We start from the raw sequence: 26,701 nt of genomic DNA, 5'->3' as shown, positions 1-26,701 counted from the left end.
GAACGGCCGTTCCGGGAGTGCACGCCGACCGTGCTTCCGGCAGGGCCACCGGTTCGGCGGTGCGGGCGGCGCGAGCGACTAGGCTCGCGCCGTCACGTAACCGCCGCAACCGGGAGACACCGACCATGGCCAAGAAGCGCCCCGCAGCAACGACTGCCAAGCCGCAGCTCAAGGACGGGGAGATCCCGGTTGTCGGTGCCCGCGAGCCGTGCCCCTGCGGATCCGGGCGCCGGTACAAGGCCTGCCACGGCCGCGCCGCCGCACACGCCGGCACCGAGCTGGTACAGCGCCCGTTCCAGGGTCTGCCCGGCGAGTGCGACTGGGTGGCCCTGCGCGAACTGGTGCCCGCCGCCACGGTGGAGCTGTCCCTCAAGGGCGGTCTGCCCAAGGGCGTACCGTCGGTGACGCTGGCGACCGTCCTGCCGATGGCCTGGCCGGCGCTGCGCCGGGAGGACGGCTCGGTTCTGCTCGGCCTGCAGAACGACACCTCCACCGGGGACCTGGCCCGGGACATGGCCGACACGCTGGAGCGCGCACTCGCCACGGAACCGGGGAATCCGGTTCCGGCGCGCAAGGTGCCCGCCGAGGGGCCGCGACTTCAGGATCTCCTCGATGCGGACGGCGTTTTCGAGCCGGTTGTGCACAGCGGCTTCGAATTCTGGATTCCGGATGCGGAGAGCGCCCAGACCGCCTCCCCGGAGATCGCCGCCTCGCTGGAGCGCGCCAACGCCGCCGCCATCCCGACCGTCAAGCTGACGGGCGTGGACGCGGCCTACTGGTGCGAGACCCCGGACAAGAACCACCTGCGCTGGGTCATGCCGCACCCCGAGGAGAAGCTGCTCGACGCGCTGGCCCGGCTGCACGCCGCAGGCGAGTCCTCGCTGGGCGAAGGCACCCGTCTGGTCGGGTCGTTCCGTGCCCACGGCCTGATGGTGCCGGTGTGGGACCTGCCCACCGGGGTCGGTGCGGAGGACGTGGAACAGCCGGCCGTGGCCCTCGCGGAGCGGCTCGCCAAGGCCCTGGCCGACGACGCCCCGCTGACCTCGGAGGAGCGCCGGGCGCGCGGTGGTCTCACCAACCGGCAGGTCACTCTGAGCTGATCCACGAGCACCCACAGGTCCGGTGACTGGAGTCACAACTCCCGCTAATCGTCTGCAAATCGGTGTCTGAATATCAGAGATCGAATTTGCGAACAGGCGATCTCTTGTTACCGTTCTTGTAGCCCGGTCGCTGGTGCATCCCCCGTCGCCAGCGACCGGGCCCTTCATTTTCTGCGCGGTTCAACCTTCTGCAGGGGCCGGTGAGTTGCTCCCGGACCGCAGCAGCAGCTCCCCTTCATCATCCGGAACTGCAAACTCCGCTACTGCCGTGTAGTCCCCCGGTGCTCCCGTCGACCGCTCACGCGGCGTTTCGCACAGTCCGGGCTCGTCGCCGGCGTCGATTGCGCAATGGATCTGTACGGTTCGGCCGGCCGGCCCCATCAGGGTCAGTACGGCGTCCAACGCGCGCCCGCTGGTGTTCCGGTAATAGCTTCGCCCCCAGGTGTGTCCTTCTCCGGCCAGCACGCAGGTCTGCGCCTCCAGCCCGTCGGGGGAGGAGAGTTCGGGGCCGCAGCGGGAATCCGTACGCGGCGCCTCGGGCGGGCCGGGCTGCGCGCCCGGCGCGGTTCCGGCGGGTTTCCCGCCCTCGCCGGCCCGGTCGGGGCGGCCGGAATCCTCCGCCAGGCCGAGCGCGGAGAGCAGCCCGCCGCCCTTTCCGTCGTCCTGACCGCGGAACTCCGGTCCCGCAATCGCCCCGGCGAGCGGAAGCGACAAGATGATCAGTACACCGGCGCCGATAGCGGTCAGGCGGAGATTCATTCGCCGAACATAGCGACGCGGGAAAGGGCTACGAAGATCCCCGCGCCCAATTTCCCTGGAAACTCATGCCGGTGGCACCCGTTCGAGTGAAGCCGCCTCCACTAGCGCGTCCACCACCTCGGCCACGTCCGGCAACCAGGGCCGCTGCCCGCCACCGGTACGGTCACCGCCACCGGTACGGTCTCCGGCCCCGGAACCTGCGCCTGCACCGGCGCCGGAACCTACACCGGCACCCGCACCCGCACCGGCGTCATCCACCGGCTGCGGCTCCCGCTCCCACCGCACCCGTCCCTCGCCCGACCCGCCGGAGGGCGGCAGCAGCAGATACCCGCCCTCCCCGTGGAAGCGCAGCGAGGACGGCACGTGGTCCTTCGCGTAGAGGATTTCGCCGAGCCGTTCCAGCGAGTACGGCGCCACGAGCAGCGACCAGCGTGCCGAGGTGGCGACCACCGGACCCACCCGCAGGCCCAGCGCGTCCAGCCGGCCCAGCGCCAGCGCGGCCGCCCCTGCGGGCAGGCTGACCGCGCAGGGCCCCCGGCCGCCGGTGGCCAGGATCACCGGCGCCGCCGGCCGGTTGGTCCACCACCAGCGCACCATCCGGGCATCGGTGGTGGCGGCGAGCAGGCCGGGGTCGAAGGGGTGCGCACCCGGTACCGGGCAGTCCGGGTCGGGACAGGCGCACCGCCGGCCCTCGGTGCCGGACCGGCCCACACCGGGCAGGACCGGCCACTGCCAGGTGCCGGCGCACTGGAGTGCTCCGTCGAGCGGGCCGGTCGAACCGACCGTCCGGGCCCGGGGACCGGATCGGGAGCCGGCGCGGGAGCGTGCGGACTGCAGAGAACTGCGGAGCCGCTGGAGACGCCTTCCGAGGATCTCGCGCATGAGCGCTCGTTCCTTTCCGTTGAACGCCGAGGGCCACATCACACCACGTATGCGGTGTTTCACCACACGTACACGTTTCGCGTCACTGTCCGCCTGAAGCAGGTTCACACGGTTCGTGCAGTTTTCTTACGGGTCCATGAAACGTCCGGCGGGGGTGGAACGCACCCGCACCGGGGCGAGCCCGGCCGCCGTCAACTCTCCCCGGTCAACACCGATTACGTACCCGTAGCCGTTCCACAGCCCGCCCAGTCGACCTCAAAAAGAGGCCGCTTCCAACCCTTTCCGGCCAAGATTGAGCCTTGGCTTGACGGGGAGTTGCCGCCCCACGGACACCAGGATTCCCACCTGGGCAATGCTGGACATCGATCCACCTGTGCGTGTAGATGTGGATCCATTGATGGCGGCGCAGATTGATCTGGGGGTTTGCAATGCTTTATGGCGAATCGCACCAGGTGGAAAGGCGGACGCCATGAGCGCCCCCCATCTGCCGAAAGTGGCTGGAATCGATCCAGCAGTTACGGCTTCCCCTCACACTGCGGCCCCCGTGCCCGCACGCGCCGCCCCGGACAAGCCCCCGCCGCCGACCCCGAGCACCGTCATCCAGGACCGGCTTGCGGGCATGGTCTCCGACCTCACCACCCTCCACGAACTCACCGAGCGCCTCGCCCGCGCCACCGACCTCGCCTCCTCGCTCCAGGAATTCCTGCGGGCCGGAGCCGCCCTGGTCGGCGCCCGCCGCGGTCTGGTCGTCCTCGAACCCGCCGACGGACTCGGCCCCGCCACCACCATCGGCCTCGGCCTCGGCCGCGCCGACCTCGGGCACATCGAGACCGTGCCGCGCAGCGCCACCTCGTACGGGCGGATCCTCGACGGACTCCCGGACGAGAAGGGGGGCTCCGAGGTGCTCCCCGAGCCGGGCCACGCTCCCGGCAACGGCGGATACGCCGCCCCTGTCGACCCGCGCCACCGGGAAGTCGCCGCCCGGCTCGGCTACGCCGCCAGCTACGCACTGCCGCTGGCCGCCGAGTCCACCGGCCGGCTCGGCGCCGCGGTCTGGCTGTACGACGAACCCGCCGAGCCCGGCGACCGCCAGCGCGACCTGGCCGGCCTCTACGTCCGGCACGGCGCCGAGCACCTCGCCCGGATGCTGGAGGTCGAGCGCGCCCGCACCCGGCTGGCCACCCTCTCCGAGGAACTGCTGCCCAGCCGGCTGCCCCGGATCCCCGGCGTACAGCTCGCCGCCCGCCACCGGACCGGCCCGGCCGGCGGAGGCGACTGGTACGACGCCCTGCCGCTGCCGGAGGGCGCCCTCGGCCTGGCCGTGGGCTCGGTCACCGGTTCCGGCCCGAGTGCGGTGGCCGCCATGGGCCGGCTCCGCGCGTCCCTGCGCGCGTACGCCGTCATGGAGGGCGAGGACCCCGTCGCGGTCCTCTCCGACCTGGAGCTGCTGCTCCGGCTCACCGAACCGGCACGCTCGGCGACCGCCCTGTTCGCCTACTGCGAGCCCGCCCGCCGCAAGATCATCCTGGCCGGGGCCGGGCACACCCCGCCGCTGCTCATCGGCGAGCGCCGCACCGACTACGTGGAGACCTCCCTCTCCGCCCCGCTCGGCATGCTCGCCTGCTGGGAAGCGCCGAGCGTGGAGATCGAGCCCGCCCCCGGAGAAACGGTGCTGCTGTACACCGACGGGCTGCTCCGCCGTACCGGCGACCCGATGGACCGGGCCTACGCGCGGCTGCACGCAGCGGCCGCCGGGGTGCCCCGATCGCTCCGGGACGACCCGGAGGCCCTGTGCGAGTACGTGCTGCGCACCGTCCTGCCCGAGGGCATCGACACCGCCTCCGACGAGGACATCGTGCTGCTGGCCGCACGTTTTGACTGATTTGTCACAGCCCTGCCACCTCCTTGCCCCTCACACATACGATGGATGCGGTCCTACCCGGTCCTTGTCGTGGCCGGCACCGCCGGTACCACCGGCATCGCTGACGTAGCTGTCGTAGCTGAGGAGAAGACGTGGCTGACGAGCTCACCCCGGAGACCCCGGAAGAAGAGCAGCCCAAGAAGACGCACAAGCAGCGCAAGAACGGCCTCTACCCGGGCGTCAGCGACGAACTCGCCGAGAACATGCGCACCGGCTGGGCCGACACCGAGCTGCACGGTCTGGAGCCCATCGCGCAGGCCGCCCACACCGCGGCCCGCCGTGCCGCGCTGTCCGCGCGCTTCCCCGGCGACCGCCTCGTCATCCCCGCCGGCCGGCTCAAGGTCCGCTCGAACGACACCGAGTACCCCTTCCGCGCCTCCACCGAGTACGCCTACCTCACCGGCGACCAGACCGAGAACGGCGTCCTGGTCCTGGAGCCCACCGCCGAGGGCCACACCGCGACCGTCTACCTGCTGCCCCGCTCCGACCGCGAGAACGGCGAGTTCTGGCTGTCCGGCCAGGGCGAGCTCTGGGTCGGCCGCCGCCACTCGCTGGCCGAGGCCGAGCAGCTGCTCGGCATCCCCGCCAAGGACGTCCGCAAGCTGGCCGAGGAGCTCGCCGAGGCCACCGGCCCCGTCCGCAACGTCCGCGGCCACGACTCCGTCATCGAGACCGCCCTGGCCGACAAGGTCACCAAGGAACTCGACGAGGAACTGCGCGTCTACCTCTCCGAGGCCCGCGCCGTGAAGGACGAGTTCGAGATCGGCGAGCTGCAGAAGGCCGTCGACTCCACCGTCCGCGGGTTCGAGGACGTCGTGAAGGTCCTCGACAAGGCGGAGGCCACCTCCGAGCGCTACATCGAGGGCACCTTCTTCCTGCGCGCCCGCGTCGAGGGCAACGACGTCGGCTACGGCTCCATCTGCGCCGCCGGCGCCCACGCCTGCACCCTGCACTGGGTCCGCAACGACGGCGCCGTCCGCGCCGGCGACCTGCTGCTCCTCGACGCCGGTGTGGAGACCCACTCCCTCTACACCGCGGACGTCACCCGCACCCTGCCCATCAACGGCACCTACTCCGACATCCAGCGCAAGATCTACGACGCGGTGTACGAGTCCCAGGAAGCCGGCATCGCCGCCGTCAAGCCCGGCGCGAAGTTCCGCGACTTCCACGACGCCTCGCAGCACGTCCTCGCCGAGAAGCTCGTCGAGTGGGGCCTGCTGGAGGGCCCGGTCGAGCGCGTCCTGGAGCTGGGTCTGCAGCGCCGCTGGACCCTGCACGGCACCGGCCACATGCTCGGCATGGACGTCCACGACTGCGCCGCCGCCCGCACCGAGGCCTATGTCGACGGCACCCTGGAGCCCGGCATGTGCCTCACCGTGGAGCCCGGCCTCTACTTCCAGGCCGACGACCTGACCGTGCCGGAGGAGTACCGCGGCATCGGCGTCCGCATCGAGGACGACATCCTCGTCACCGAGGACGGCAACCGGAACCTCTCCGCCGGCCTGCCGCGGCGGTCCGACGAGGTCGAGGCCTGGATGGCCAGCCTCAAGGGCTGAGCAGCCGGAAGGCCGCGCGCTTCCCGCGCGTCTTGCTCATCCTGCTTGCCTTGCACGTCCTGCGCAGCTCGCGCAGCAAGGGGCGGTGTCCGCGCGACACCGCCCCTTATGACGCCTTCAGCAGTGCACCGTCCTGCCACTTCAGCATCTTGTCGAAGCTGACCACCGCACCCCGGCCCGGCCGGTTCCGGAACCGCACGTGGTCGGCGAGCTGCTCGATCAGGCATAGTCCCCGGCCGGACTCCCGCAGCACCGGTCCGCCCCGCCCCGCCGTCAGCGGGCTGCTCCGGGCCACCGCGTGCGCCGGGAACCCCGGGCCCGAATCGGTCACTTCGATCCGGCAGCGGTCCCCGTCCAGATAGGCGGTGACCCGGTACGCCCCGCACTCGCCTCCGGGATCCCGCCCGCCGTGCTCCACGGCATTCGCACAGGCCTCGCTCAGCGCCACCGAGAGGTCGAAGGAGATGTCCGGGTCCACCCCCGCGGTCTCCATCGTTCCCAGCAGCAGCCGCCGTGCGAGCGGCACGCTCGCTGCCTCGCGCCTCAAGTGGAGAGACCACCAGATGCTCATACCTGTACCTATTGCCGCCCACGGCCGCCCGTAAGCCCCTCGCGGCCGCCAGAGCCCTCATTCGGCCCAGGGCACGAGAGGGACTCAAGGGACCTTCCGGACCTGCCGTATGGGCGGCGTGAGGGCAGTGCGATGATGGCCCGGCCATGACTGCCCCCCAGACGGCGCACGCCGGAGCCGGACTGCGGCTCATCCGGGCCGCGGTGTTCACCGCGGTCTGCGTCGTGCTGTCCGCGGCAGGGCACGCCATCGCCTCCTGTGCCACCGTGCCCTGGTGGGCGATAGGCGCCGGGTTCCTCACCGTGTTCGCCATCGCGGCGCCCCTCGCCGGGCGTCGTCGCAGCCTGCCCGGCATCGCCGCCGGACTCGCCGGCGGCCAGCTCGCCCTGCACGCCCTGTTCGGCCTCGGCCAGCACGGCGCTGCAGCCGCCGCGACACCCGCCGCGCCGGTCCCGGGCACCGCCGACACCTCCCTCGCGGCGCTGGCGGCGCGGCTGGTCTGCGGCGGCAACTCCGTTCCGCTCAGCCCCTCCCAGGCGCGGCAGATCCTCGAAACCGCGGGCATCGATCCCGACGCCCCGGCCCCAACCCTGGCCGGACAGGCCGCCCACGGCGCGCACGCCCACGCCGCCCAGGTCACGCAGCTCGCCGCCGAACCGGCCACCGGCCTGTTCAGCCTGCCCATGCTGCTCGGCCACCTGCTGGCCGCGGTCGCCGCCGGCTGGCTCCTCGGGCGCGGCGACGCCGCCCTCTGCCGGCTCGTCCTGCTGTCCCGGCGATCCGCCGAAGCCGCACCCGTACGTGCCCTGCGCGCCGCGCTGGCCTTCGTACGGGCCCTCGGGACCGGACTTCCCGGCGCGGCTCCCCGTACCGGGCGGGCCACCCGCACCACCCCGGACCGGACCGGCACCCCCGGCCGGGAAGCCCTCCAGCACACGGTCATCAGGCGGGGACCCCCCGCGGCGTACGCCCTCGCAGCCTGACGCGGCCCCAGCGCACCACCCCGGCAGAAGGGGCGGGAGCACCGGTGCCGCGCACTCCGCGCGCGTCCGTGCGCGGAGCCACCGTCACCCCTGCTTCCGTGGAGTTCCCGCCATGAAGACCTCTCGCGTCTCCTTCGCCGCCGCGCTCGCCGCCGGCTCCGTCCTCCTCCTCTCCGGCACCGCTTTCGCGCACGTCAGCGTGCAGCCCGCCGGGGAGGCGGCCCAGGGCGGCTACGCCACGATCAACTTCAAGGTGCCGAACGAGCGCGACAACGCCTCGACGAACAAGCTGGAAATCAGCTTCCCGACCGAGCACCCGCTGACCTCGGCCATGCCGCAGGACATCCCCGGCTGGACGGTGAACGTCGAGAAGACCAAGCTCGACAAGCCGCTGACGGTCCACGGCAAGCAGATCAACGAGGCCGTCAGCAAGATCACCTGGTCCGGCGGCAAGATCGAGCCCGGCAGGTTCCAGCAGTTCCCCGTCTCCGTCGGCAAGCTCCCCGAGAACGCCGACACCGTGGTCTTCAAGGCCATCCAGACGTACGACAACAACGAGGTCGTGCGCTGGATCGAGGAGACCAAGGAAGGCGCCGAGGAGCCGCAGAACCCGGCCCCCGTGCTCAAGCTGACCCCGGCCAAGGGCGACGACCACCACGCAGGCGGGGACAGCGGCAAGAACACCGACGCGAAGAACGACAAGCAGGACGCGCACGGCAAGGACGAGCAGGCCGACGGCCACGACAAGGCGGCCGAGAGCAGCTCCGACACGACGGCCCGGGCCCTCGGCATCACCGGAATCGTCGTCGGCCTCGGCGGCGTCGCCTTCGGTGTCGCCTCCCGCCGCCGCACCTCCTGACTACGCGCCTCCTGACTCTGCACCTCCTGACTCCGCGCCTTCCGATGCGCGCGTCCTGAATGCGCGCGTCCTGACGCACCACACGAACGAAGTCCGTACATCCCCGATCTCAGGGACATCTCTCCATGCGCACCACACGTGTGACGGTCGCCGCCCTGGTAGCGGCGGCCGCCCTCACCCTCTCCGCCTGCGGCGACGGCAAGCCCGCCGACAGCTCGGTGGCCCAGGTGAACGCCCCGGCCAAGACCAAGCCCGGGACCGTCCTCGACCGCCCCTTCGACAAGCCGGGCCTGATCCTCACCGACACCACCGGCAAGCCGTGGAACCTGCGGGAGCAGACCAAGGGCAGGCCCACCCTCATCTACTTCGGGTACACCAACTGCCCCGACGTCTGCCCGCTCACCATGAGCAACATCGCCGTGGCCAAGAAGGCCCTTCCGAAGGCCGACCAGGACAAGCTCCAGGTCGTCTTCGTCACCACCGACCCGGAACGGGACACCCCCGACTCCCTGGGCAAGTGGCTCAAGGCCCAGGACCCGTCCTTCATCGGGCTCACCGGCGACTTCAAGACCATCCAGGCCGGCGCCCGCAGCCTCGGCATCGGCATCGACCCGGCCAAGAAGGAGGCCGACGGCAGCGTCGTCTCCATGCACGGCGCCCAGGTCATCGCCTTCTCCCCCAAGACCGACGAGGGCTACGTCCTCTACGGGGAGGACACCAGCGCCGACGACTACACCAAGGACCTGCCGAAGCTCGTCAAGGGGGAGAACCCGTGAACCGCCGCACCACCCGCACCCTCGCCGCCGCCCTCTCCCTGACGGCCGCCCTCGCCATATCCGGCTGCTCCTCCGACTCCGGCTCCGACAAGCCGGAGAAGCCCGCCCTGACGGTCAGCGGCGCCTTCATGCCCGAACCCGTCAACGACAAGATGGCCGGCGGGTTCATGGTCATCAAGAACGGCTCGGGGACCGCCGACAAGCTCACGGCGGTCACCAGCCCGCTCTCCGACGACGTGCAGATCCACGAGACCAAGAACCAGAAGATGCAGCAGGTCCCGTCCCTGGACGTGCCGGCCAAGGGCGAGCTGAAGCTGGAACGCGGCGGCAGCCACGTCATGTTCATGGGACTCAAGAACAAGCCGAAGGTCGGCGACAAGATCACCATCGAACTGCGCTTCGAGAAGGCCGACCCTGTCAAGGTCGAACTCGACGTGAAGGAACGGACGCACAACCCGCAGAACGAAAACTCCCACTGACGGACCGAGGGACTGACACGCCATGACGGCCACCGCCCCATCCTTGGCCCGCACCACTGCCACGGCATTCCTGCCGCGGCTCGTGCTGGTCCTCGCAGCCCTGCTGGCAACCCTGTTCACCGCGGCCGGCCCGGCCACGGCACACGCCGCACTCACCGCGAGCGACCCCAAGGACGGGTCGGTGGTCGCCACGGCTCCCGCCCAGGTCAGCCTCTCCTTCTCGGAGAAGGTCGCCATGGGCGATGACTCGATCCGGGTCATGGACCCCCAGGGCAGGCGCGTCGACACCGGCGAACTCCGCGACATGTGCAGCGGATCCATCATTCGGTACGGCACCGCCCTGCACACCGGGCTCCCCAACGGCACCTACACGGTGGCCTGGCAGGCGGTCTCCGCCGACAGCCACCCCATCTCCGGCGCCTTCACCTTCTCCATCGGCGCCCCCTCCGCGACCAGCGTCGTCCTGCCCAGCCGACAGGCCGGCGACGGCCCCGTCGGCATCGCCTACGACATCGCCCGCTACGCCGCCTACGGCGGGTTCGTCGTGCTCGTCGGCGGCTCCGCCTTCATCCTGCTGTGCTGGCGCCGCGGCGCCGCCGAACGACCGCTTCAGAAGCTGGTGCTGCGCGCCTGGGTGACCCTCACCGCTGCCACCCTCGCCCTGCTGGTCCTGCGCAGCCCCTACACCGGGTCCGGGGAGTTCGCCGACGTCTTCGACCTCAACGGGCTGAAGGCCGTCCTGGAGACCAAGACCGGCGCCTCCCTGGTCTCCCGACTGCTTCTGCTGGGTGCCGCCGCCCTCTTCATCGCCGTGCTCTTCGGGTCCTTTGCGCGCCGACAGGAGAACGGGGACGGCTCCGAGAACGGGACCGCCACCGCCACCGCCGAGGACGCGAAGGACACCAGCGACCTCACCTTCGGACTGGGCGTCGGCGGTACGGTCGTGGCCGGCGGCATCGCCGCCACCTGGGCCCTGTCCGAGCACGCCTCCAGCGGTATCCAGACCGGCATCGCCATGCCGGTCGACATCCTCCACCTGATGGCCGTCGCCACCTGGCTCGGCGGGCTCACGGCCCTGCTGGTCACGCTGCACACCAGCACCGCCATCTCGCACGCGGCTGTCCGGCGCTTCTCCCGCATCGCCTTCATCAGCGTCCTCGTCCTCGCCGCCACCGGCCTCTACCAGGCCTGGCGCCAGGTCGGCAGCTGGTCCGCCCTGACCGGCACCGGCTACGGGCAGCTCCTGCTCATCAAGATCGGACTCGTCGCCGTCCTCATCGGCGTCGCCTCCCTGTCCCGCAAGTGGACCGCCCGCCTGGCCGCCGACGGCGATGTTTCACGTGAAACAGCGACGGCGACCACCACCACGACTGCGGCGGACGCCGAGGCGGAGCTCGAGCCCGAGGCCGTCACCGTGCCCGAGCACGAGCACGAGCCCGTCACGGTGCCCGCGGACCCCGAACGCGCCGCCCAGCTCGCCCGCCAGCAGGCCGCCCGCACCAAGGCCCGCAAGCAGCAGATCCGCGACGCCGACCCCGACCGCACCGGACTGCGCCGGTCCGTCCTCACCGAAGCCGCCGTCGCCGCCGTCCTGCTCGCCGTCACCACCCTCCTCACCAGTACCGAACCCGGCCGGGCAGCCGAACTGGAGACCGGCCGGGGCGCCGGCGCCGCCACCGCGGTCCCCAACCGCCCCATCAAGTTCACCCTGCCCTTCGACACCGGAGGCCAGAACGGCAAGGGCACCGCGCGGCTCGAGATCGACCCCGGCCGGACCGGCGCCAACACGCTCCACCTCTGGATCGACGACGCCGACGGCAAGCCCCTCGACGCCCCCGAGGTGAAGGTCTCCTTCACCCTGCCCGCCAAGGACATCGGCCCCCTGCCGCTCGTTCCCGACCGCGCCGCCCCCGGACACTGGACCGCGACCGGAGTCCAGCTCCCGCTGCCCGGCGACTGGCGCATCGACGTGACCGTGCGCACCTCCGACATCGACCAAGTGACCGTCAACAAGAACGTGAAGATCGGCTGACCAGCGTGAGCGAGAGCACCACCGACATCGAGATCTCCCGGAGGCGGCTGCTGGGCACCGTCGGCGCGGCCGGCGCGGCGGGCCTCGCGCTGGGCGCGACCGCCGGAGCCCTCGGCCACTCCGCCCTCACCGACGGAGGCAGCGGCACCGGCAGCGGCACCGCGGCCGGGACCCCCGGGGCCCTGTCCACCCTCGGCAGCACCGCGGTGGCCTTCCACGGCGCCCGGCAGGCCGGTATCACCACCCCGATGCAGGCCAAGGGGCATGTGCTCGCCCTCGACCTGGCCCCGGGCGCCGGCCGCAAGGAAGCCGCCGCTCTGCTCCGACGCTGGTCCGACACCGCAGGGCGGCTCATGGCCGGCGAACCGGCCGCAGGCTCCGACACCGGCATCGCCCTCGACGCGGGGCCGTGCTCCCTCACCATCACCTTCGGCTTCGGCCACTCCTTCTTCGACCGCACCGGGCTCACCGGCCACCGGCCCGCCGCCCTGGATCCGCTCCCCGATTTCTCCTCCGACCGGCTCGACCCCAAGCGGAGCAACGGCGACCTGTGGATCCAGATCGGCGCCAACGACGGACTGGTCGCCTTCCACGCCCTGCGCACCCTGCAGAAGGAGGCCGGTGACGCCGCCCGCATCCGCTGGCAGATGAACGGCTTCAACCGCTCCCCCGGCGCCACCGGCAAGCCGATGACCGCCCGCAACCTGATGGGCCAGGTCGACGGCACCGGCAACCCCAAGCCCGCCGACCCCGACTACGACAAGCGGATCTTCGTCCCGGATGCCGGGCCCGGGCCCGCCGAACACGCCTGGATGGCCGGAGGCTCGTACGCCGTCGTCCGCCGCATCCGGATGCTCCTCGACAGCTGGGAGCAGCAGCCCCTCGCCAGGCAGGAGCAGGTCATCGGCCGCAAGAAGGCCGACGGCGCGCCGCTCACCGGCGGCACCGAGACCACCGAGCTCGACCTCGACCGGCTCGGCACCGACGGCAAGCCGGTCATCCCCTCCAATGCGCACGCCCGCATCTCCGCCCCCGAGCAGAACGGCGGTGCCGCCATGCTGCGGCGCCCCTTCTCGTACCACGACGGGATCGGCCCGGACGGCACCCCCGACGCCGGTCTGCTGTTCATCTGCTGGCAGGCCGACCCGCTGCGCGGGTTCGTCCCCGTCCAGCGCAAGCTGGACCGCGGCGACGCCCTGTCCGAGTTCATCCGGCACGAGGCCAGCGGCCTGTACGCGGTCCCCGGCGGGCCCAGGCCGGGCGAGTACGTCGGCCAGCGGCTGCTCGAAGGATGAACGACCCCGCGGCGGGACCCGCCCCGGCATTAGGCTGACCGCATGTCGGCCACCCGCTTCACCTATCTCGGTCCCGAGGGCACCTTCACCGAAGCCGCCCTGCGCACGCTGCCGGAAGCCGCCACCCGGGAACTGGTCCCCATGGTGTCGGTCCCAGCCGCCCTGGACGCCGTACGCAACGGGGAAGCCGCCGCGGCGCTGGTGCCGATCGAGAATTCGGTGGAGGGCGGGGTCACCGCCACCCTCGACGAGCTGGCCTCCGGCGAGCCCCTGATGATCTACCGCGAGGTGCTGCTGCCGATCGCGTTCGCCCTGCTCGTCCGGCCCGGCACCAAGCTGTCCGACGTCAAGACGGTCACCGGGCACCCGGTGGCGCAGCCGCAGGTGCGCAACTGGCTCCGCGCCCACCTGCCCGACGCGGTGTGGGAATCGGCCGCCTCCAACGCCGACGGCGCCCGGCTCGTCCAGGAGGGCCGGTTCGACGCGGCCTTCGCCGGGGAGTTCGCCGCCGCCACCTACGGGCTGGAGCCGCTGGTCACCGAGATCCACGACGCGGAGAACGCAGAGACCCGCTTCGTCCTCGTCGGCCGGCCCGCCCGCCCCGCCGCCCCGACCGGTGCCGACAAGACCTCGGTCGTCCTCTGGCTCGGCGACGACCACCCCGGCGCCCTGCTGGAACTCCTTCAGGAATTCGCGGTCCGCGGGGTCAACCTCATGCTCATCCAGTCCCGGCCGACCGGGGAGGGCATCGGCAACTACTGCTTCGCCGTGGACGCCGAGGGCCACATTTCCGACCGCCGCATGGGCGAGGCCCTGATGGGTCTCAGGCGCACCTGCCCGCAGGTCCGCTTCCTCGGCTCCTACCCGAGGGCCGGTGTCGCGCAGGGTGACATCCGCGCCGCCCGCACGGGGACCACGGACGGCGACTTCACTGCGGCCTCCGACTGGCTGACACGCTGCCTCGACGGGCGCCCCTGAGTTATCCACCGAGTTATCCACAGGACCGGCTGGGGACCTGTGGACTAGTCGACAGTTGGTCCCCATAAGGTCGACAAATCGGTCCACCGGCTCAGGTTTCGCATGAGCGAGCGGTAGGTGAACGACGTCACCCCGGTATCACCAATCAACTCTTTGGGGCGAGTCATTCCCACCCGAATGAGTGTGTGAGGGTGGTTTGAACCCCGATTCGGAGCACCCAGGGCACCATGGGGAATGATCCCCTTTCCTATCCACAGATACCGACCACAGCCTGTGGACAAGCGGTTCCCGCGCTCCATTCCTGTGGACAAGTCAGCTGCTCAGGCCGTGCGGCGAGGCTGCCGATGTGCCCCATTTCGGGGAATCGGAACCCATTTACCGAACCCGTGCGGACTGCCGGGTTCCGGCCACCGGCAAGAGTTTTGCATTAGCGGCAATTGGGACATAGTGACACGCAGCGTGATATCGGTGTGATCCCTCCAGGCCCCGCCCGGTAGCCTGGAGGGGTGATTGACCTCCGGCTGCTCCGTGAAGACCCTGACCGTGTCCGCGCCTCCCAGCGCGCCCGTGGAGAGGACGTCGGGCTCGTCGACGCGCTGCTCTCCGCCGACGAACGCCGCAGGTCCTCCGGCGTCCGATTCGACGAGCTGCGCAACGAGCAGAAGTCGCTCGGCAAGCTGATCCCCAAGGCCACTCCGGAGGAGCGGGCGGAGCTGCTGAAGAAGGCCGAGCAGCTCAAGGCGGACGTGAAGGCCGCCGAGGCCGAGCAGAACGAGGCGGACGAAGCCGCCCGCGCCCTGCTGCTGCAGCTGGGCAACATCGTCCACCCGGACGTGCCGGTCGGCGGCGAGGAGGACTTCGCCGTCCTGGAGACGCACGGCACGATCCGTGACTTCGCGGCCGAGGGCTTCGAGCCGAAGGACCACCTGGAGCTCGGCGAGCTGCTGGGTGCCATCGACGTGGAGCGCGGCGCGAAGGTTTCGGGCTCCCGCTTCTACTACCTCACGGGTGTCGGCGCCCTGCTCGAGCTCGCGCTGGTCAACGCGGCCATCGCGCAGGCCACCGAGGCCGGCTTCATCCCCATGCTGACCCCGGCGCTGGTCCGCCCGCGGGCCATGGAGGGCACCGGCTTCCTCGGCCAGGCCGCGGAGAACGTGTACCACCTGGAGAAGGACGACTTCTACCTCGTCGGCACCTCCGAAGTACCGCTCGCCGCGTACCACATGGACGAGATCATCGACGGCGACAAGCTGCCCCTGCGCTACGCCGGCTTCTCGCCGTGCTTCCGCCGCGAGGCCGGCACGTACGGCAAGGACACCCGCGGCATCTTCCGCGTCCACCAGTTCGACAAGGTGGAGATGTTCTCCTACGTCGCGCCGGAGGAGGCCGAGGCCGAGCACCAGCGGCTGCTGGCCTGGGAGAAGCAGTGGCTGAACTCCCTCGAGCTGCCCTACCAGGTGATCGACGTCGCCACCGGCGACCTGGGCGCCTCCGCCTCCCGCAAGTTCGACTGCGAGGCCTGGATCCCCACCCAGGGCAAGTACCGCGAGCTGACCTCCGCCTCGAACTGCGACGGCTTCCAGGCCCGCCGCCTCTCGGTGCGGATGCGCGACGGGAAGAAGACCCAGCCGCTGGCCACGCTGAACGGCACCCTGTGCGCCGTACCGCGGACCATCGTGGCGCTGCTGGAGAACCACCAGCAGGCCGACGGTTCGGTGCGGGTGCCCGAGGTGCTCCGTCCGTACCTGGGTGGCCGCGAGCTCCTGGAGCCGGTCGCCAAGTGAGCACCGCCCCGTTCCCGTACAAGCTCGTCGCCACCGATCTCGACGGCACGCTCCTGCGTGACGACGGCACCGTCTCGGAACGCACGCGTGAGGCGCTGATCGCGGCCACCGCGGCCGGCGCAGCGCACATCATCGTGACCGGCCGGTCGGTGCCGTGGACCCGGCACGTGCTGGACGATCTGGGCTACCGCGGGATCGCCGTCTGCGGGCAGGGCGCGCAGGTGTACGACGCCGGTGCGCACCGGCTGCTGACCTCGGTGACGCTGGACCGGCAGCTGGCCGGTCTGGCCCTGGCGAAGATCGAGGCCGAGGTCGGCCCGCTGGCGCTGGCGGCGAGCCGGGACGGGCTGGACGGCGCGGTGCTGATAGGCCCCGGCTACCGGGTGCAGGAAGGCGGCCTGCCGACCTTGGACCTGGAGGACACGGCGGCGCTGTGGGCGGCTCCGCTGAACAAGCTGTACATCCAGCATCCGGGGCTCGACGACGATGCGCTGGCACAGGCTGCCCGGGCGACCGTCGGCAACCTGGTCGACGTGGTGATGGCAGGTCCGGGCGTGGTGGAGATCCTGCCGCTGGGGCTGAGCAAGGCCACGGGCCTGTCGCTGGCCGCGCGCCGGTTGGGGGTCAAGGCGGCGGAGACGATCGCCTTCGGCGACATGCCGAACGACATTCCGATGTTCGGCTGGGCCGCGCACGGTGTGGCCATGGCGAACGCCCACGCCGAGCTGAAGGCGGTGGCGGACGAGGTGACGACCTCCAACGAGGAGGACGGCATCGCGGTGGTGCTGGAACGCCTGCTGGGTGCCGCATAGCGGATTGCGAAAGGTCCGGGGCAGCCCGCGCCGTACGGCGCGCTCGAAGTGGCTGCCCCGGACCTTTTTGTTGCTCCCCGCGAGATCCACTGTGCCCGGACCCGGGGTCCCGTACCAGTGAATTTCCGTGCATCAGCCGTGAATCCGGCGGCGGCGCCAGTAGGCGGCGGTCACGATCGCCAGCAGCGGGCCCCAGAGCACGAGCGGGGCATAGCAGGCCGTCATGAGCCACCAGTAGCCGCCGCTGGGAGCTCCCGGGTCGGACATGTTGCCGCTCCAGGTGAAGGCGCCGATCACGGTGATCGCCGTGACGGCGGCGGCGCCGAGGGCGGCGGGGACGACGGCGGCGAGGGGCGGGATCCGGCGGCCGCCCAGCCGGGGGACCCAGGTCGGAACCACCTCGCCCCAGCGCTGTACGAGGCCGAGGGTGAGCAGGCCGAGGCATTCGGCGAAGGCGCTGAGGGCCAGCAGGTAGAAGGACCAGATGCCGGGGAAGAGTTCGGCTTCCAGCCCGCTGCCGGCTCCCCAGCCGACGGGTATGCCGACCGCGATGGCGATGCGCCACAGGCCGCTGGGGAGGAGGGTGAGGGCGGCCAGTCGGGCGGCCCGGTGGACGGAACGGGATACCCCGGGCACCAGGGCGGTGGCGGGAGCGGCGTCAGGTGCGGCGGCCGGGGTGAGGGTCGGCGTGGTCATCGTCCGGGTCCTTTTCGGGAGGGGTTGGTGATGGCTCGAGCCTCGTCGGACGGAGCGCTCGGGACCATCGGCCGATGAGCAGGTTGAGGGCGGCGGGTGATCTGCCGAACGGCAGATGGTCCGGGCGCGCGGACGCTCGTAGGGTCGGCCCGGTGACCGTGACTCCGCGTGCTCTGTACGCCCCTTCGCTGGCCCTGGCGGCCACCCTGTTGCTGGTTGCCTCCGCCGTGGGCGCGCCCGCGACGTGGACGTTGGTCGGGGTCGCCGTCCTGCTGCCCCTGCTCGGGCTCACGGCCCGCTGGGCCGCGGGCCGTTGGGCTTGGCCCTGCTGCCTCCTGGGCGGCGTGGCGGTGGCCTTCTGGCCCGTGTCGCTGCTGGGGAACGCGGGGTGGCCGGAGGTGTCCGGGGCGGCTCTGTTCTGGGCGCTGCCGGCGGCGGGGGCCGTGGCCGCGGGCGGCTACCTGCGACGCCAGGCCGGCCGGGCCCGGCGGGCGGTGACCGAGGCCCGGCGGGAACAGCAGCTGGAACTGGCCCGGGATCTGCACGACTTCGTCGCCCACGACGTCAGCGCGATCGTGGTGCAGGCGCAGGCGGCGCGGTTCGTGGCCGGGCAGGATCCGGCGCAGGCGGTGGCGGCGCTGGAGCGGATCGAGGCGGCCGGGCTGAACGCGCTGGCCACGATGGATCGTACGGTGCACGCGTTGCGGGTGGCGGGAGGCGGGCCGACGGCGCCGACCCCGGGGCTGGCGGAACTGCCCGCCCTGGTTGAGCGGTTCGAAGGAGGGGTACTGGAGGCGGATCCGGCGGCGGTGGCCGGGCTGTCGCGGGAGGCGGACAGTACGGCGTACCGGGTCGCGGTCGAGGCGCTGACGAACGTACGCCGGCATGCCCCCGGAGCGGCGGTGGTGACCGTGGCGGTCCGGCGGACCGGGACGGGGATCGAGCTGAGCGTGGCCAACTCCCCGGCCGGCGGGAGAGGTCGGGGGCGGTGGACACGGCGGCGGAGCGGAACCGGCCTGGAAGGCCTGCGCGGCCGGGTGGAGGCGGCGCAGGGGACGCTCACGGCCGGTGCCGTGGACGGGGGCGGCTGGCTGGTCCGTGCGGTTTTCCCGGCGGTGGCGGGCGCCCAGGGGTGATCATGGCCCGGTGACGACGCGCATTCTGATAGCGGATGACCAGGCGGATGTCCGCAGCGGCTTCCGGCTGATTCTCGATTCCCAGCCGGATATGACCGTGGTGGGGGAAGCGGAGGACGGGGAGAGCGCGGTGGCGCTGGCCCGGGAGCTGCGGCCCGATGTGGTGCTGGCGGACATCCGGATGCCGAAGCTGGACGGGCTGGAGGTGACCCGGCTGTTGGCGCCGATCACCAAGGTGGTCGTGGTGACCACCTTCGATCTCGACGACTACGTGCACACCGCGCTGCACAACGGGGCCTGCGGGTTCCTGCTGAAGCGCTCTGGGCCGGCCCTGCTGATCGAGGGGGTACGGGCGGCCGTACAGGGGGACACGCTGATCAGCCCGCAGATCACGGTGCGGCTGCTGAGCCGGCTCGGTGAGCAGCCTGCCGCGCGGGTTCCCGCTCCGCATCCGCTGACCGAGCGGGAGGTGGAGATCGTACGGCTGGTGGCGCGCGGGCTGACGAATGCGGAGATCGGCTCGGAGCTGTTCATCAGCGCGGGGACGGCCAAGACGCATGTGGCGAACGTGCAGGCGAAGCTGCGGGTGCGGAACAGGGTCGGGATCGCGGCCTGGGCCTGGGAGCACGGGGTGGTGAAGGGGGAAGCCGGCTGATCACGTTTCACGTGAAACAGCGGGTTTCACGTGAAACAGCGGCCGGGCCCTCGGCGTGCCGAGTGAGGGGTCGGGCGAGCAGGCCGACTCGGTGTGCGGCATCATGTGCCGATCACGACGCGTACGGCACTGCCCCGCCCGGCACATGGGCCGGGCGGGGCAGTGGTGCGACTGGGGCAGTGGTGCGGGTGTTGCGCGGGTGGTTACTCCTCGCCCGCGATGGTGAGGCGGCGCAGTTTCTGGCCGGCGTAGACGGTGGCACCGACGGTGACGACGGCGAGCAGGGCGACGGCCGTGGGCAGGCCGACGGTGGCGTCCACATAGCCGGGTCCGGCGACCTTCTCGGCGAGGGCGAGGGCCCACTGCTGCACGCTGAGGGTCTTGGCTCCGGAGACCAGGCTGCCGAACAGGGATTCCCAGATCAGCGCGTAGACGAGGCCGAAGACGACCGCGTGTCGGCTGACGGTGCCCAGCAGCAGGAAGAGCGCGCTGTAGGCGACGGAGGCGATGAGCGCGGCGACCGTGTAGGCGACGGCGATCTGCTGCCCGTTGCCGTTGAGGATGAAGCCGGCGATCAGGGTGGGGATGGCGGAGAACGCCATGGTGACGGCGATGGCGACGATCAGCTTGGTCATGATGATCGTCGGGCGCTTCACCGGCTTGGCGAGCAGGTAGACGATCGAGCCGTCGTCGATCTCGGGGCCGATGGCGCCGGTGCCGGCGATGACGCCGATCAACGGAACCATGGTGGCCAGGGCGAAGCCGCCGAGGAGGTCGGCGGCGACCTTGTCGTCGACGCCGGTGAAGGCGCGTACGGCGAGGGCGATGGCGATCAGCAGGGCGGGCAGCGCGAAGAGGATCAGCGCGCGGCGGCGGCCGAGCAGGGCCCGGTAGGTGAGCCGGGCCACGGTGGGGTTGTACATCGGTGCCAGCTCCTTTCAGGCCGCTACGAGGTAGGAGAAGACCGACTCGAGGGACTCGTCGGAGGGGGAGACCGTCAGCAGCCGGATGCCGTGTTCGCGGGCGACGCGGGGCAGCAGTTCGGTGAAGCGGCCGAAGTCGACGGCCTGGATGCGCAGGGCGCCTTCCTTGTGGTCGACCTCGATTCCGGCGGTGGACGGGTCGGCGATCAGGGCCGCGGCGAGTGCCCGGTCGTCGGAGGAGCGTACGAGGTAGCGGTGCGGGCGGTCCGTCATGAGGCGGCGGATCCGCCGGAAGTCGCCGGAGGCGGCGTGGCGGCCGGCCACGATCACCTCGATGTGGGAGGCGAGCTGTTCGACCTCTTCCAGGATGTGGGAGGAGAACAGGACGGTCCGGCCGTCGTCCCCCATGCGGCGCAGCAGGTCCATGAGCTGCATGCGCTGGCGCGGGTCCATGCCGTTGAAAGGCTCGTCCAGGAGCAGCACGGAGGGGTCGTGGACGAGGGCGGAGGCCATCTTGACGCGCTGGCGCATGCCCTTGGAGTAGGTGGCGATCTTGCGGTCCTGGGCGTACTCCATCTCGACGGTGGCCAGGGCCCGCTGGGCGGCGGCGTCGTCGAGGCCGTGGAGTTCGGCGTTGGCGACGACGAATTCCCGGCCGGTGAGGAAGTCGTACATGGCTTCCCGCTCGGGGACGACGCCGATGTGCTTGTAAACCGTCTCGTTGCGCCAGATCGGGGCGCCGTCGAGGGTGACGGTGCCCGTCGAGGGGGCGAGGAAACCGCCCATCATGTTGATGAGGGTGGACTTGCCGGCGCCGTTGGGGCCGAGGAGCCCGGTGACTCCGGGGCCGATGCGCATGGTCACGTCGTTGACGGCGACGACGTTCCCGAACCAGCGGGAGGTGTGGTCGATGTCGATGGTGGTCACAGCCCGGCCTTCCGGTAGCGGGCCATCAGCGCGGCGTAGGAGCCGGCGATGAGGGCGAAGACGGCGAGCAGGTAGACGATGCCGACGCCGGCCGAGGGGCCGTCACCGCCGGGGAAGGCGGAGTCGGCGCCGAGGAAGGCGGTCTGGACTCCGTCGATCAGGGTGATCGGGGAGAACAGGCCCATCCACTCGATGGCACTGCTGTTGCCGGTTTCCAGGGCGACCACCTGGATGGTGGAGACGGCGCCGTAGGGGATCAGCAGCAGGGCGATGACGGCGGCGACGCCGAAGCCGCGGCGCGGGGTGAGCGCGGCCATGACCAGGCCGAGGCCGGCGAAGAGGAGCGAGAGGAGCAGCACGGAGACCAGTCCCTGGGCGAACCCCTTGCTCTGGTCCGCGAAGTCGAATTTCGCCAGCAGCGAGCCGATGTACATGATCAGCAGCGGGGTGGCGGTGAGGATGAACAGGGCCGAGGCCATCGCGGCGTACTTGGCGACGACGTAGTCGACGCGCTCGATGGGCCGGGAGAAGTAGAGCGGCACGGTCTTGAAGCGGAGGTCCCGCGAGACCGTCTGGGGTGCCTGCGACGCGAGGTAGAGGCCGATGACCACCTGGGTGGTCAGGGCGTACGTCGTGTACTTGATCGGCAGGTCGGTGGAGCCGGGGACGGCGATGGCGACCGCGACGATGATCAGCGCGGGGATGCACATCACCGCGAAGAGGATCATCGGGAGGACCTTGGACTTGGCGGAACGGCCGAGTCCGTAGGCGCCGCGCAGGGACTGCGAGAAGAGCGAGGTCCGGGCGTACGCGCGGCCCAGCCGGGTGCCCTCGTAGGAGCGGTAGCCGATGTTGTGGATCTGGCTGGAGGTGTCAGTTGCCATCGGAACCGGCTCCCTTCGGGTCGCGGAAGACCTCGGCGATGTGGTGGCGGCGCTGTTCCATGCGGACCAGGCCGAGTCCGAGGCCGGCGACGGTGTCGCGGACGGTGTCGTGGATCTGCTCGCCGGTGGCCTCGACGAGGAGGATGTGGCCGGCGCCGGGCAGGCCCTGTTCCTCTCCCGCGTGCAGGGTGACGCCCGCGGCGGCCAGCGCGTGGCGCAGGGCCGCGGTGCCGTCGGGGTGGGTGTCGGAGTCGGTGACCTCGACCGCGAGGGTGGTGGTGGTCTGGGTGAAGTCGCTGGTGGAGCTGGAGCGCAGCAGGGTGCCGCCGTCGACGACCACGACGTGGTCGCAGGTCCGCTCCAGTTCGCCCAGGAGGTGGGAGGTGACCAGGACCGAGATGCCGAAGTCGGTGTAGACGCGGCGGATCAGGCCGAGCATCTCGTCCCGGCCGACCGGGTCCAGGCCGTTGGTGGGTTCGTCGAGGAGGACCAGCTGGGGGTCGTGGACGAGGGCCTGGGCCAGCTTGACCCGCTGCTTCATGCCGGTGGAGTAGCCGCCGATGGGGCGGTAGCGCTCCTCGTACAGCCCGACGTGGCGCAGGGTGTCGGCGGTCCGCTCGCGGGCGGCGGTCGGCGGCAGGCCGGACATGCGCGCCATGTGGACGACGAACTCGGTGGCCGAGACGTCGGGTGGCAGGCAGTCGTGTTCGGGCATGTAGCCGACGCGTTCCCGGATGGCGCTGCCGTGCGTGGCGACGTCGAGTCCGAGTACGGCGGCACGGCCCTCGGTGGCGGGGGAGAGTCCCAGCAGGATTTTGATCAGCGTGGACTTGCCGGCTCCGTTGGCGCCCACGAGGCCGGTCACGCCGGGCCCGATGTCCAGGGAGAGCCGGTCGAGGGCGGTCACTCGGGGATACCGCTTGCTCAGGCTTTCGGTCGCAATGACAGTCACGGCTTCGACGGTAGTGGCGCGGCCGTCGCAGGACGTCAGACCTGGAGCGGGACCGTGTCTCCGCCTTCAGGACTACATGCCCGTACGGGAGGCTGATGCGGGGTGGCTCCCTGGAGCCAACTTCCACTCCTGTTCCGCTCGGGTCCTTGCACAGCCCTTGACGTGACCTCCGGGCATTGTCACATTCATCAGTGTCAACTTACGGGCGCGTACGGCTACGGGACGGACGGCTGGCATGGCAGGGGACGATCTCAACGGGTTCAGGGAAGTGCAGCGGCTCGCCTACGCGTGCGCCGAGGCGGTCGCGGCGCAGCTCAAGGCCGGGATCACCGAGCGGGAGGCAGCCCGGCTGCAGCGCGACTGGCTGCGCGAGCGGGGGGTGCGGGACTGGTTCCACCTGCCCTTCGCCTGGTTCGGGGACCGCACGGCGTTCGTGAACTTCCGGATACCGCTGCAGTTCTTCCCCACCAACCGGCGGCTGGAGCCGGGGATGCCGTTCATCCTGGACGCGGCCCCGATCCTGAACGGCTATGCGGCGGACATCGGCTACTCCGGCAGCCTGGGTCTGAACCCGGTGCAGGACCGGCTGATGGACGATCTGCGGGCGCACCGCGAGCTGATCCTCGCCGAGGTCCGGGAACGGCGGCCGCTGCGGGAGATCTACGAGGACGTCGACCGGCTGATGATCCGGCAGGGGTACGCGAACCGGCACCGCGCCTATCCGTTCGGGGTCATCGCCCACAAGGTGGGCCGGGTCAAGGAGCGGCGCTGGTCGCCGACCGCCTTCGGGTTCGGCACCCAGTCACTGAAGGGGCTGGCGAGCGATGCGCTGCACGGGCACCGTGAGGGCTGGTCCCCGCTGTGGAGTCCGTACCGTTTCTCCGACCATCCGCCACAGCCGGGCCTGTGGGCGGTGGAGCCGCACCTGGGCTTCCGCGGCACCGGGGCGAAATTCGAGGAGATCCTGGTCGTCACCGACTCGAAGGATCCCGAAGAGAGTGCGTTCTGGCTGGACGAGGATCTGCCGCACGTGCGGCGCTGGGCCGAGACCGAGAAGAGGGTGGCATGAGCGGGACGGGGCTGGCGGGGGCGCGCGAGCGCTGGGTGAGCACGGGCGGGATCGAGCTGTGCGTCGTCGAACTCGGCGAGGCGGACCGGCCGACCGTCCTGCTGGTGCACGGCTACCCGGACAGCAAGGAGGTCTGGTCGGAGGTCGCCGAGCGGCTGGCGGAGCACTTCCATGTGGTGCTGTACGACGTCCGCGGGCACGGCCGGTCGACGGCGCCGCAGCCGCTGCGCGGCGGGTTCACCCTGGAGAAGCTGACCGACGACTTCCTGGCGGTCGCGGATGCGGTCAGCCCGGACCGGCCGGTGCACCTCGTCGGGCACGACTGGGGGTCCGTACAGGGCTGGGAGTTCGCGACGGTCAAGCGGACCGAGGGGCGGATCGCGTCCTTCACCTCCATGTCGGGTCCCTCGCTGGACCACTTCGGGCACTGGATCAAGAAGCGGATGCTGCGGCCCACTCCGCGGCGGGCCGCGCAGCTGATCGGGCAGGGCGCCAAGTCCTGGTACGTGTACCTGCTGCACACCCCGGTGCTGCCGGAGCTCGCCTGGCGCGGGCCGCTCGGCAAGCAGTGGCCGAAGGTGCTTCAGCGGATGGAGGACGTGCCGGCCGGCGCGTACCCGACGGCTTCGCTGCCCTCGGACGCGTCGCACGGCGCCTGGCTGTACCGGGACAACGTCCGGCCCCGGCTGCGCCGCCCGCGCGCGGACGCGTATGCGCACGTGCCCGTTCAGCTGATCACCCCGACCGGGGACGCCTTCCTTTCGGAGCGGCTCTACGACGACCTGGAGCTGTGGGCTCCCGAGCTGGTGCGGCGGACGCTGCCGGCCAAGCACTGGGTGCCGCGGACGCGGCCCGACCAGCTGGCCGCCTGGATCACCGAGTTCGTGACGGCCCGGGAGGAGGTGCCCGGCCCGGCGCCCGAGCGGCGGGCCCCGGGGAAGTACGCCGACCGGTTCGGCGGGCAGCTGGTGCTCGTGACCGGTGCGGCCAGCGGCATCGGGCGGGCCACGGCCTTCGCGTTCGCCGAGGCGGGCGCCCGGGTGGTGGCCGTGGACCGGGATGCCGAAGGGGCCGCGCGGACCGCGGAGATGGCCCGGCTGATCGGGGCTCCGGAGGCCTGGGGCGAGTGCGTGGACGTCAGTGACGAGCAGGCGATGGAGAAGCTCGCCGCGAAGGTCGCCGCCGAATACGGGATCGTGGACGTCCTCGTCAACAACGCCGGGATCGGCCTGTCGGGCGCCTTCCTCGACACCAGCTCGGAGGACTGGAAGAAGGTCCTGGACGTCAACCTGTGGGGGGTCATCCACGGCTGCCGGATATTCGGCCGGCAGATGGCCGACCGCGGGCAGGGCGGGCACATCGTCAACACCGCCTCGGCGGCCGCCTATCTGCCGTCCAAGACGCTGCCCGCGTACTCGACCTCCAAGGCCGCGGTGCTGATGCTGTCGGAGTGCCTGCGGGCCGAGCTGGCGTCCCGGTCGATCGGGGTGTCCGCGATCTGCCCCGGCATCGTCAACACCAACATCACCTCCACGGCCCGGTTCGCCGGGGTGGACGAGGCTGAGGAGAAGCGCCGGCAGCAGCGCTCGGCCCGGCTGTACGGGCTGCGGAACTTCCCGCCGGAGAAGGTCGCCGAGGCGATCCTCGACGCGGTGGTCCACAACCGTGCGGTGGTGCCCGTGACACCCGAGTCCAAGGGGGCCCTGTTCCTGTCCCGGTTCTCCCCGCGGATGCTGCGGCGGCTGGCGCGGGTGGAGCCGAAGCTGTGAGCAGCCATGCGATCACCCCGCGCCGGGTGGCCTTCGACTGGCGGACCACCCCGCTGCACTGGATACCGGACGAGCCCACCGCCACCCATGTGATCAATGTGCTGCACCTGCTGCTGCCGGCCGGGGAGCGGTGGTTCGTGAAGGTCTTCAAGGAGGGCCTGCCCCTGGTCACCGACCCGGAGCTGCGCAAGGACGTCAAGGGGTTCATGGGGCAGGAGGCCACGCACAGCGTGCAGCACTCCTACGTCCTGGAGCATCTGGCGGAGCAGCGGCTGCCGACCGAGGCGTACACGAAGTACGTGGACTTCCTCTTCGAGAAGCTGCTGGGGGACACGCCGCCGTTCGGGGCGCCGATACCGGCGCAGGAATGGCTGCGGTTCCGGCTCTCGCTGATCGCCGCGATCGAGCAGTTCACCGCAGTGCTCGGAGACTGGGTACTGGGCGCCGAGGGCCTCGACCGGGCCGGGGCGGACGAGATCATGCTCGATCTGCTGCGCTGGCACGGGGCGGAGGAGGTGGAGCACCGGTCGGTCGCCTTCGACATGTACCAGCACTGCGGGGGCTCCGGCCTGCCACGGTACGCGCGGCGGATCGAGGGCATGCTGGTGACCGCCCCGGTGCTGGCCTGGCTGTGGGCGACCGGGGCCGCGTACCTGATACGCAACGATCCGCAGCTGGCCGGCCGGATGCGGTATTCGCTGCGGGAGCACAACCGGGCGGTGGCCAAGGGGCTGCTGCCGGGCTGGAGAGAGCTCGGCATGGCCATACCCCGCTACTTCCGGCGGTCGTACCATCCCTCGCAGGAGGGCTCGCTGCGCAGGGCGGTCGAGTACCTGGCGGCTTCGCCTGCCGCCCGGGCCGCGGCGGGGGCCATCGGCCGAGCCGCCATGTCGTAGGGAGCCG

At 71.3% G+C, this 26,701-nt stretch carries 25 protein-coding genes; 17 read left to right on the top strand and 8 right to left on the bottom strand.

Going from position 1 to position 26,701, the window contains the following annotated elements:
* The first annotated feature begins 125 nt into the window (after window positions 1–125).
* Window positions 126–1,100, top strand: a complete 975-nt coding sequence (locus tag AB0447_RS10560; protein ID WP_366476187.1) for a DUF5926 family protein — start codon at window positions 126–128, stop codon at window positions 1,098–1,100.
* Window positions 1,101–1,280: 180 nt separating this feature from the next.
* On the opposite strand, the gene AB0447_RS10555 is transcribed toward AB0447_RS10560, so the two are convergent.
* Both AB0447_RS10555 and AB0447_RS10550 read right to left on the bottom strand, forming a co-directional pair.
* Window positions 1,281–1,859: a hypothetical protein gene (locus tag AB0447_RS10555; RefSeq protein WP_366476186.1), complete on the bottom strand. Its 579-nt coding sequence runs from the start codon at window positions 1,857–1,859 to the stop codon at window positions 1,281–1,283.
* 63 nt (window positions 1,860–1,922) lie between these two features.
* Window positions 1,923–2,741: a bifunctional DNA primase/polymerase gene (locus tag AB0447_RS10550; protein ID WP_366476185.1), complete on the bottom strand. Its 819-nt coding sequence runs from the start codon at window positions 2,739–2,741 to the stop codon at window positions 1,923–1,925.
* A gap of 352 nt (window positions 2,742–3,093) precedes the next feature.
* Here AB0447_RS10550 and AB0447_RS10545 point away from each other — a divergent pair, with 352 nt between their 5' ends.
* On the top strand, window positions 3,094–4,623 hold the full coding sequence (locus tag AB0447_RS10545) for a PP2C family protein-serine/threonine phosphatase (RefSeq protein ID WP_366476184.1): 1,530 nt from the start codon (window positions 3,094–3,096) through the stop codon (window positions 4,621–4,623).
* A gap of 131 nt (window positions 4,624–4,754) precedes the next feature.
* Window positions 4,755–6,218 carry an aminopeptidase P family protein gene (locus AB0447_RS10540; RefSeq protein ID WP_366476183.1) on the top strand — a complete coding sequence of 488 codons (1,464 nt, stop codon included), beginning with the start codon at window positions 4,755–4,757 and terminating at the stop codon, window positions 6,216–6,218.
* A 106-nt stretch (window positions 6,219–6,324) separates the two neighbouring features.
* Here the strand turns inward: AB0447_RS10540 and AB0447_RS10535 are convergent, their stop codons facing one another.
* Complete coding sequence (locus tag AB0447_RS10535) at window positions 6,325–6,789, bottom strand: ATP-binding protein (RefSeq protein WP_366476182.1); 465 nt, start codon at window positions 6,787–6,789, stop codon at window positions 6,325–6,327.
* Window positions 6,790–6,935: 146 nt separating this feature from the next.
* On the opposite strand from AB0447_RS10535, the gene AB0447_RS10530 reads away from it, so the two are divergent.
* The 9 genes from AB0447_RS10530 (at window position 6,936) to AB0447_RS10490 (ending at window position 16,787) form a co-directional block, all read left to right on the top strand.
* Window positions 6,936–7,772, top strand: a complete 837-nt coding sequence (locus AB0447_RS10530; protein WP_366476181.1) for a hypothetical protein — start codon at window positions 6,936–6,938, stop codon at window positions 7,770–7,772.
* A gap of 112 nt (window positions 7,773–7,884) precedes the next feature.
* Window positions 7,885–8,631: a YcnI family protein gene (locus AB0447_RS10525; RefSeq protein WP_366476180.1), complete on the top strand. Its 747-nt coding sequence runs from the start codon at window positions 7,885–7,887 to the stop codon at window positions 8,629–8,631.
* A gap of 125 nt (window positions 8,632–8,756) precedes the next feature.
* Window positions 8,757–9,407: an SCO family protein gene (locus AB0447_RS10520; protein WP_366476179.1), complete on the top strand. Its 651-nt coding sequence runs from the start codon at window positions 8,757–8,759 to the stop codon at window positions 9,405–9,407.
* A complete protein-coding gene (locus tag AB0447_RS10515) occupies window positions 9,404–9,886 on the top strand; it encodes a copper chaperone PCu(A)C (RefSeq protein ID WP_366476178.1) in 483 nt (160 codons plus the stop codon). The genes AB0447_RS10520 and AB0447_RS10515 overlap by 4 nt, the downstream gene beginning before the upstream one ends.
* A 22-nt stretch (window positions 9,887–9,908) precedes the next feature.
* Entirely contained in the window at window positions 9,909–11,918 is a 2,010-nt protein-coding gene (locus tag AB0447_RS10510; RefSeq protein ID WP_366476177.1) for a copper resistance protein CopC, read from the top strand.
* Window positions 11,915–13,213, top strand: coding sequence for an iron uptake transporter deferrochelatase/peroxidase subunit (efeB, locus tag AB0447_RS10505; protein ID WP_366476224.1), 1,299 nt, complete (start codon window positions 11,915–11,917; stop codon window positions 13,211–13,213). The genes AB0447_RS10510 and efeB overlap by 4 nt, the downstream gene beginning before the upstream one ends.
* 42 nt (window positions 13,214–13,255) lie before the next feature.
* Entirely contained in the window at window positions 13,256–14,191 is a 936-nt protein-coding gene (pheA, locus tag AB0447_RS10500) for a prephenate dehydratase (RefSeq protein WP_366476176.1), read from the top strand.
* Between the two features lie 506 nt (window positions 14,192–14,697).
* Window positions 14,698–15,975 (top strand): serine--tRNA ligase, encoded by a 1,278-nt coding sequence (gene serS / locus AB0447_RS10495; protein WP_366476175.1) that lies wholly within the window; start codon window positions 14,698–14,700, stop codon window positions 15,973–15,975.
* Window positions 15,972–16,787 (top strand): HAD family hydrolase, encoded by an 816-nt coding sequence (locus AB0447_RS10490; RefSeq protein ID WP_366476174.1) that lies wholly within the window; start codon window positions 15,972–15,974, stop codon window positions 16,785–16,787. The genes serS and AB0447_RS10490 overlap by 4 nt, the downstream gene beginning before the upstream one ends.
* Before the next feature lie 132 nt (window positions 16,788–16,919).
* On the opposite strand, the gene AB0447_RS10485 is transcribed toward AB0447_RS10490, so the two are convergent.
* A complete protein-coding gene (locus tag AB0447_RS10485) occupies window positions 16,920–17,483 on the bottom strand; it encodes a hypothetical protein (RefSeq protein WP_366476173.1) in 564 nt (187 codons plus the stop codon).
* A gap of 152 nt (window positions 17,484–17,635) precedes the next feature.
* Here AB0447_RS10485 and AB0447_RS10480 point away from each other — a divergent pair, with 152 nt between their 5' ends.
* Both AB0447_RS10480 and AB0447_RS10475 read left to right on the top strand, forming a co-directional pair.
* Window positions 17,636–18,619 carry a histidine kinase gene (locus AB0447_RS10480; protein ID WP_366476172.1) on the top strand — a complete coding sequence of 328 codons (984 nt, stop codon included), beginning with the start codon at window positions 17,636–17,638 and terminating at the stop codon, window positions 18,617–18,619.
* A 10-nt stretch (window positions 18,620–18,629) separates the two neighbouring features.
* The gene (locus tag AB0447_RS10475; RefSeq protein ID WP_366476171.1) at window positions 18,630–19,274 is read left to right on the top strand and encodes a response regulator transcription factor; all 645 of its coding nucleotides are present in this window, start codon (window positions 18,630–18,632) and stop codon (window positions 19,272–19,274) included.
* Window positions 19,275–19,477: 203 nt separating this feature from the next.
* Here the strand turns inward: AB0447_RS10475 and AB0447_RS10470 are convergent, their stop codons facing one another.
* From AB0447_RS10470 to AB0447_RS10455, 4 genes are read right to left on the bottom strand one after another with little or no spacing between them, the layout of a single operon-like run.
* Window positions 19,478–20,197 (bottom strand): ABC transporter permease subunit, encoded by a 720-nt coding sequence (locus AB0447_RS10470; protein WP_366476170.1) that lies wholly within the window; start codon window positions 20,195–20,197, stop codon window positions 19,478–19,480.
* A 15-nt stretch (window positions 20,198–20,212) separates the two neighbouring features.
* Window positions 20,213–21,124 carry an ABC transporter ATP-binding protein gene (locus AB0447_RS10465; protein WP_366476168.1) on the bottom strand — a complete coding sequence of 304 codons (912 nt, stop codon included), beginning with the start codon at window positions 21,122–21,124 and terminating at the stop codon, window positions 20,213–20,215.
* On the bottom strand, window positions 21,121–22,008 hold the full coding sequence (locus AB0447_RS10460) for an ABC transporter permease (RefSeq protein ID WP_366476167.1): 888 nt from the start codon (window positions 22,006–22,008) through the stop codon (window positions 21,121–21,123). Before AB0447_RS10460 ends, AB0447_RS10465 begins: the two co-directional genes overlap by 4 nt.
* Window positions 21,998–22,960 (bottom strand): ABC transporter ATP-binding protein, encoded by a 963-nt coding sequence (locus AB0447_RS10455; protein ID WP_366476166.1) that lies wholly within the window; start codon window positions 22,958–22,960, stop codon window positions 21,998–22,000. The genes AB0447_RS10460 and AB0447_RS10455 overlap by 11 nt, the downstream gene beginning before the upstream one ends.
* 235 nt (window positions 22,961–23,195) lie before the next feature.
* On the opposite strand from AB0447_RS10455, the gene AB0447_RS10450 reads away from it, so the two are divergent.
* The 3 genes from AB0447_RS10450 to AB0447_RS10440 are packed head-to-tail and all read left to right on the top strand — an operon-like array spanning window position 23,196 to window position 26,694.
* Window positions 23,196–24,029: a M24 family metallopeptidase gene (locus AB0447_RS10450; RefSeq protein WP_366476165.1), complete on the top strand. Its 834-nt coding sequence runs from the start codon at window positions 23,196–23,198 to the stop codon at window positions 24,027–24,029.
* On the top strand, window positions 24,026–25,798 hold the full coding sequence (locus AB0447_RS10445) for an SDR family oxidoreductase (protein ID WP_366476164.1): 1,773 nt from the start codon (window positions 24,026–24,028) through the stop codon (window positions 25,796–25,798). The genes AB0447_RS10450 and AB0447_RS10445 overlap by 4 nt, the downstream gene beginning before the upstream one ends.
* Window positions 25,795–26,694: a metal-dependent hydrolase gene (locus tag AB0447_RS10440; protein WP_366476163.1), complete on the top strand. Its 900-nt coding sequence runs from the start codon at window positions 25,795–25,797 to the stop codon at window positions 26,692–26,694. The genes AB0447_RS10445 and AB0447_RS10440 overlap by 4 nt, the downstream gene beginning before the upstream one ends.
* The last annotated feature ends 7 nt before the right edge of the window (window positions 26,695–26,701 follow it).

The sequence above is a fragment of the Streptomyces sp. NPDC051211 genome, assembly GCF_040689505.1.
GTDB lineage: Bacteria > Actinomycetota > Actinomycetes > Streptomycetales > Streptomycetaceae > Streptomyces.
This window is presented reverse-complemented; position numbering and strand designations above follow the sequence as displayed.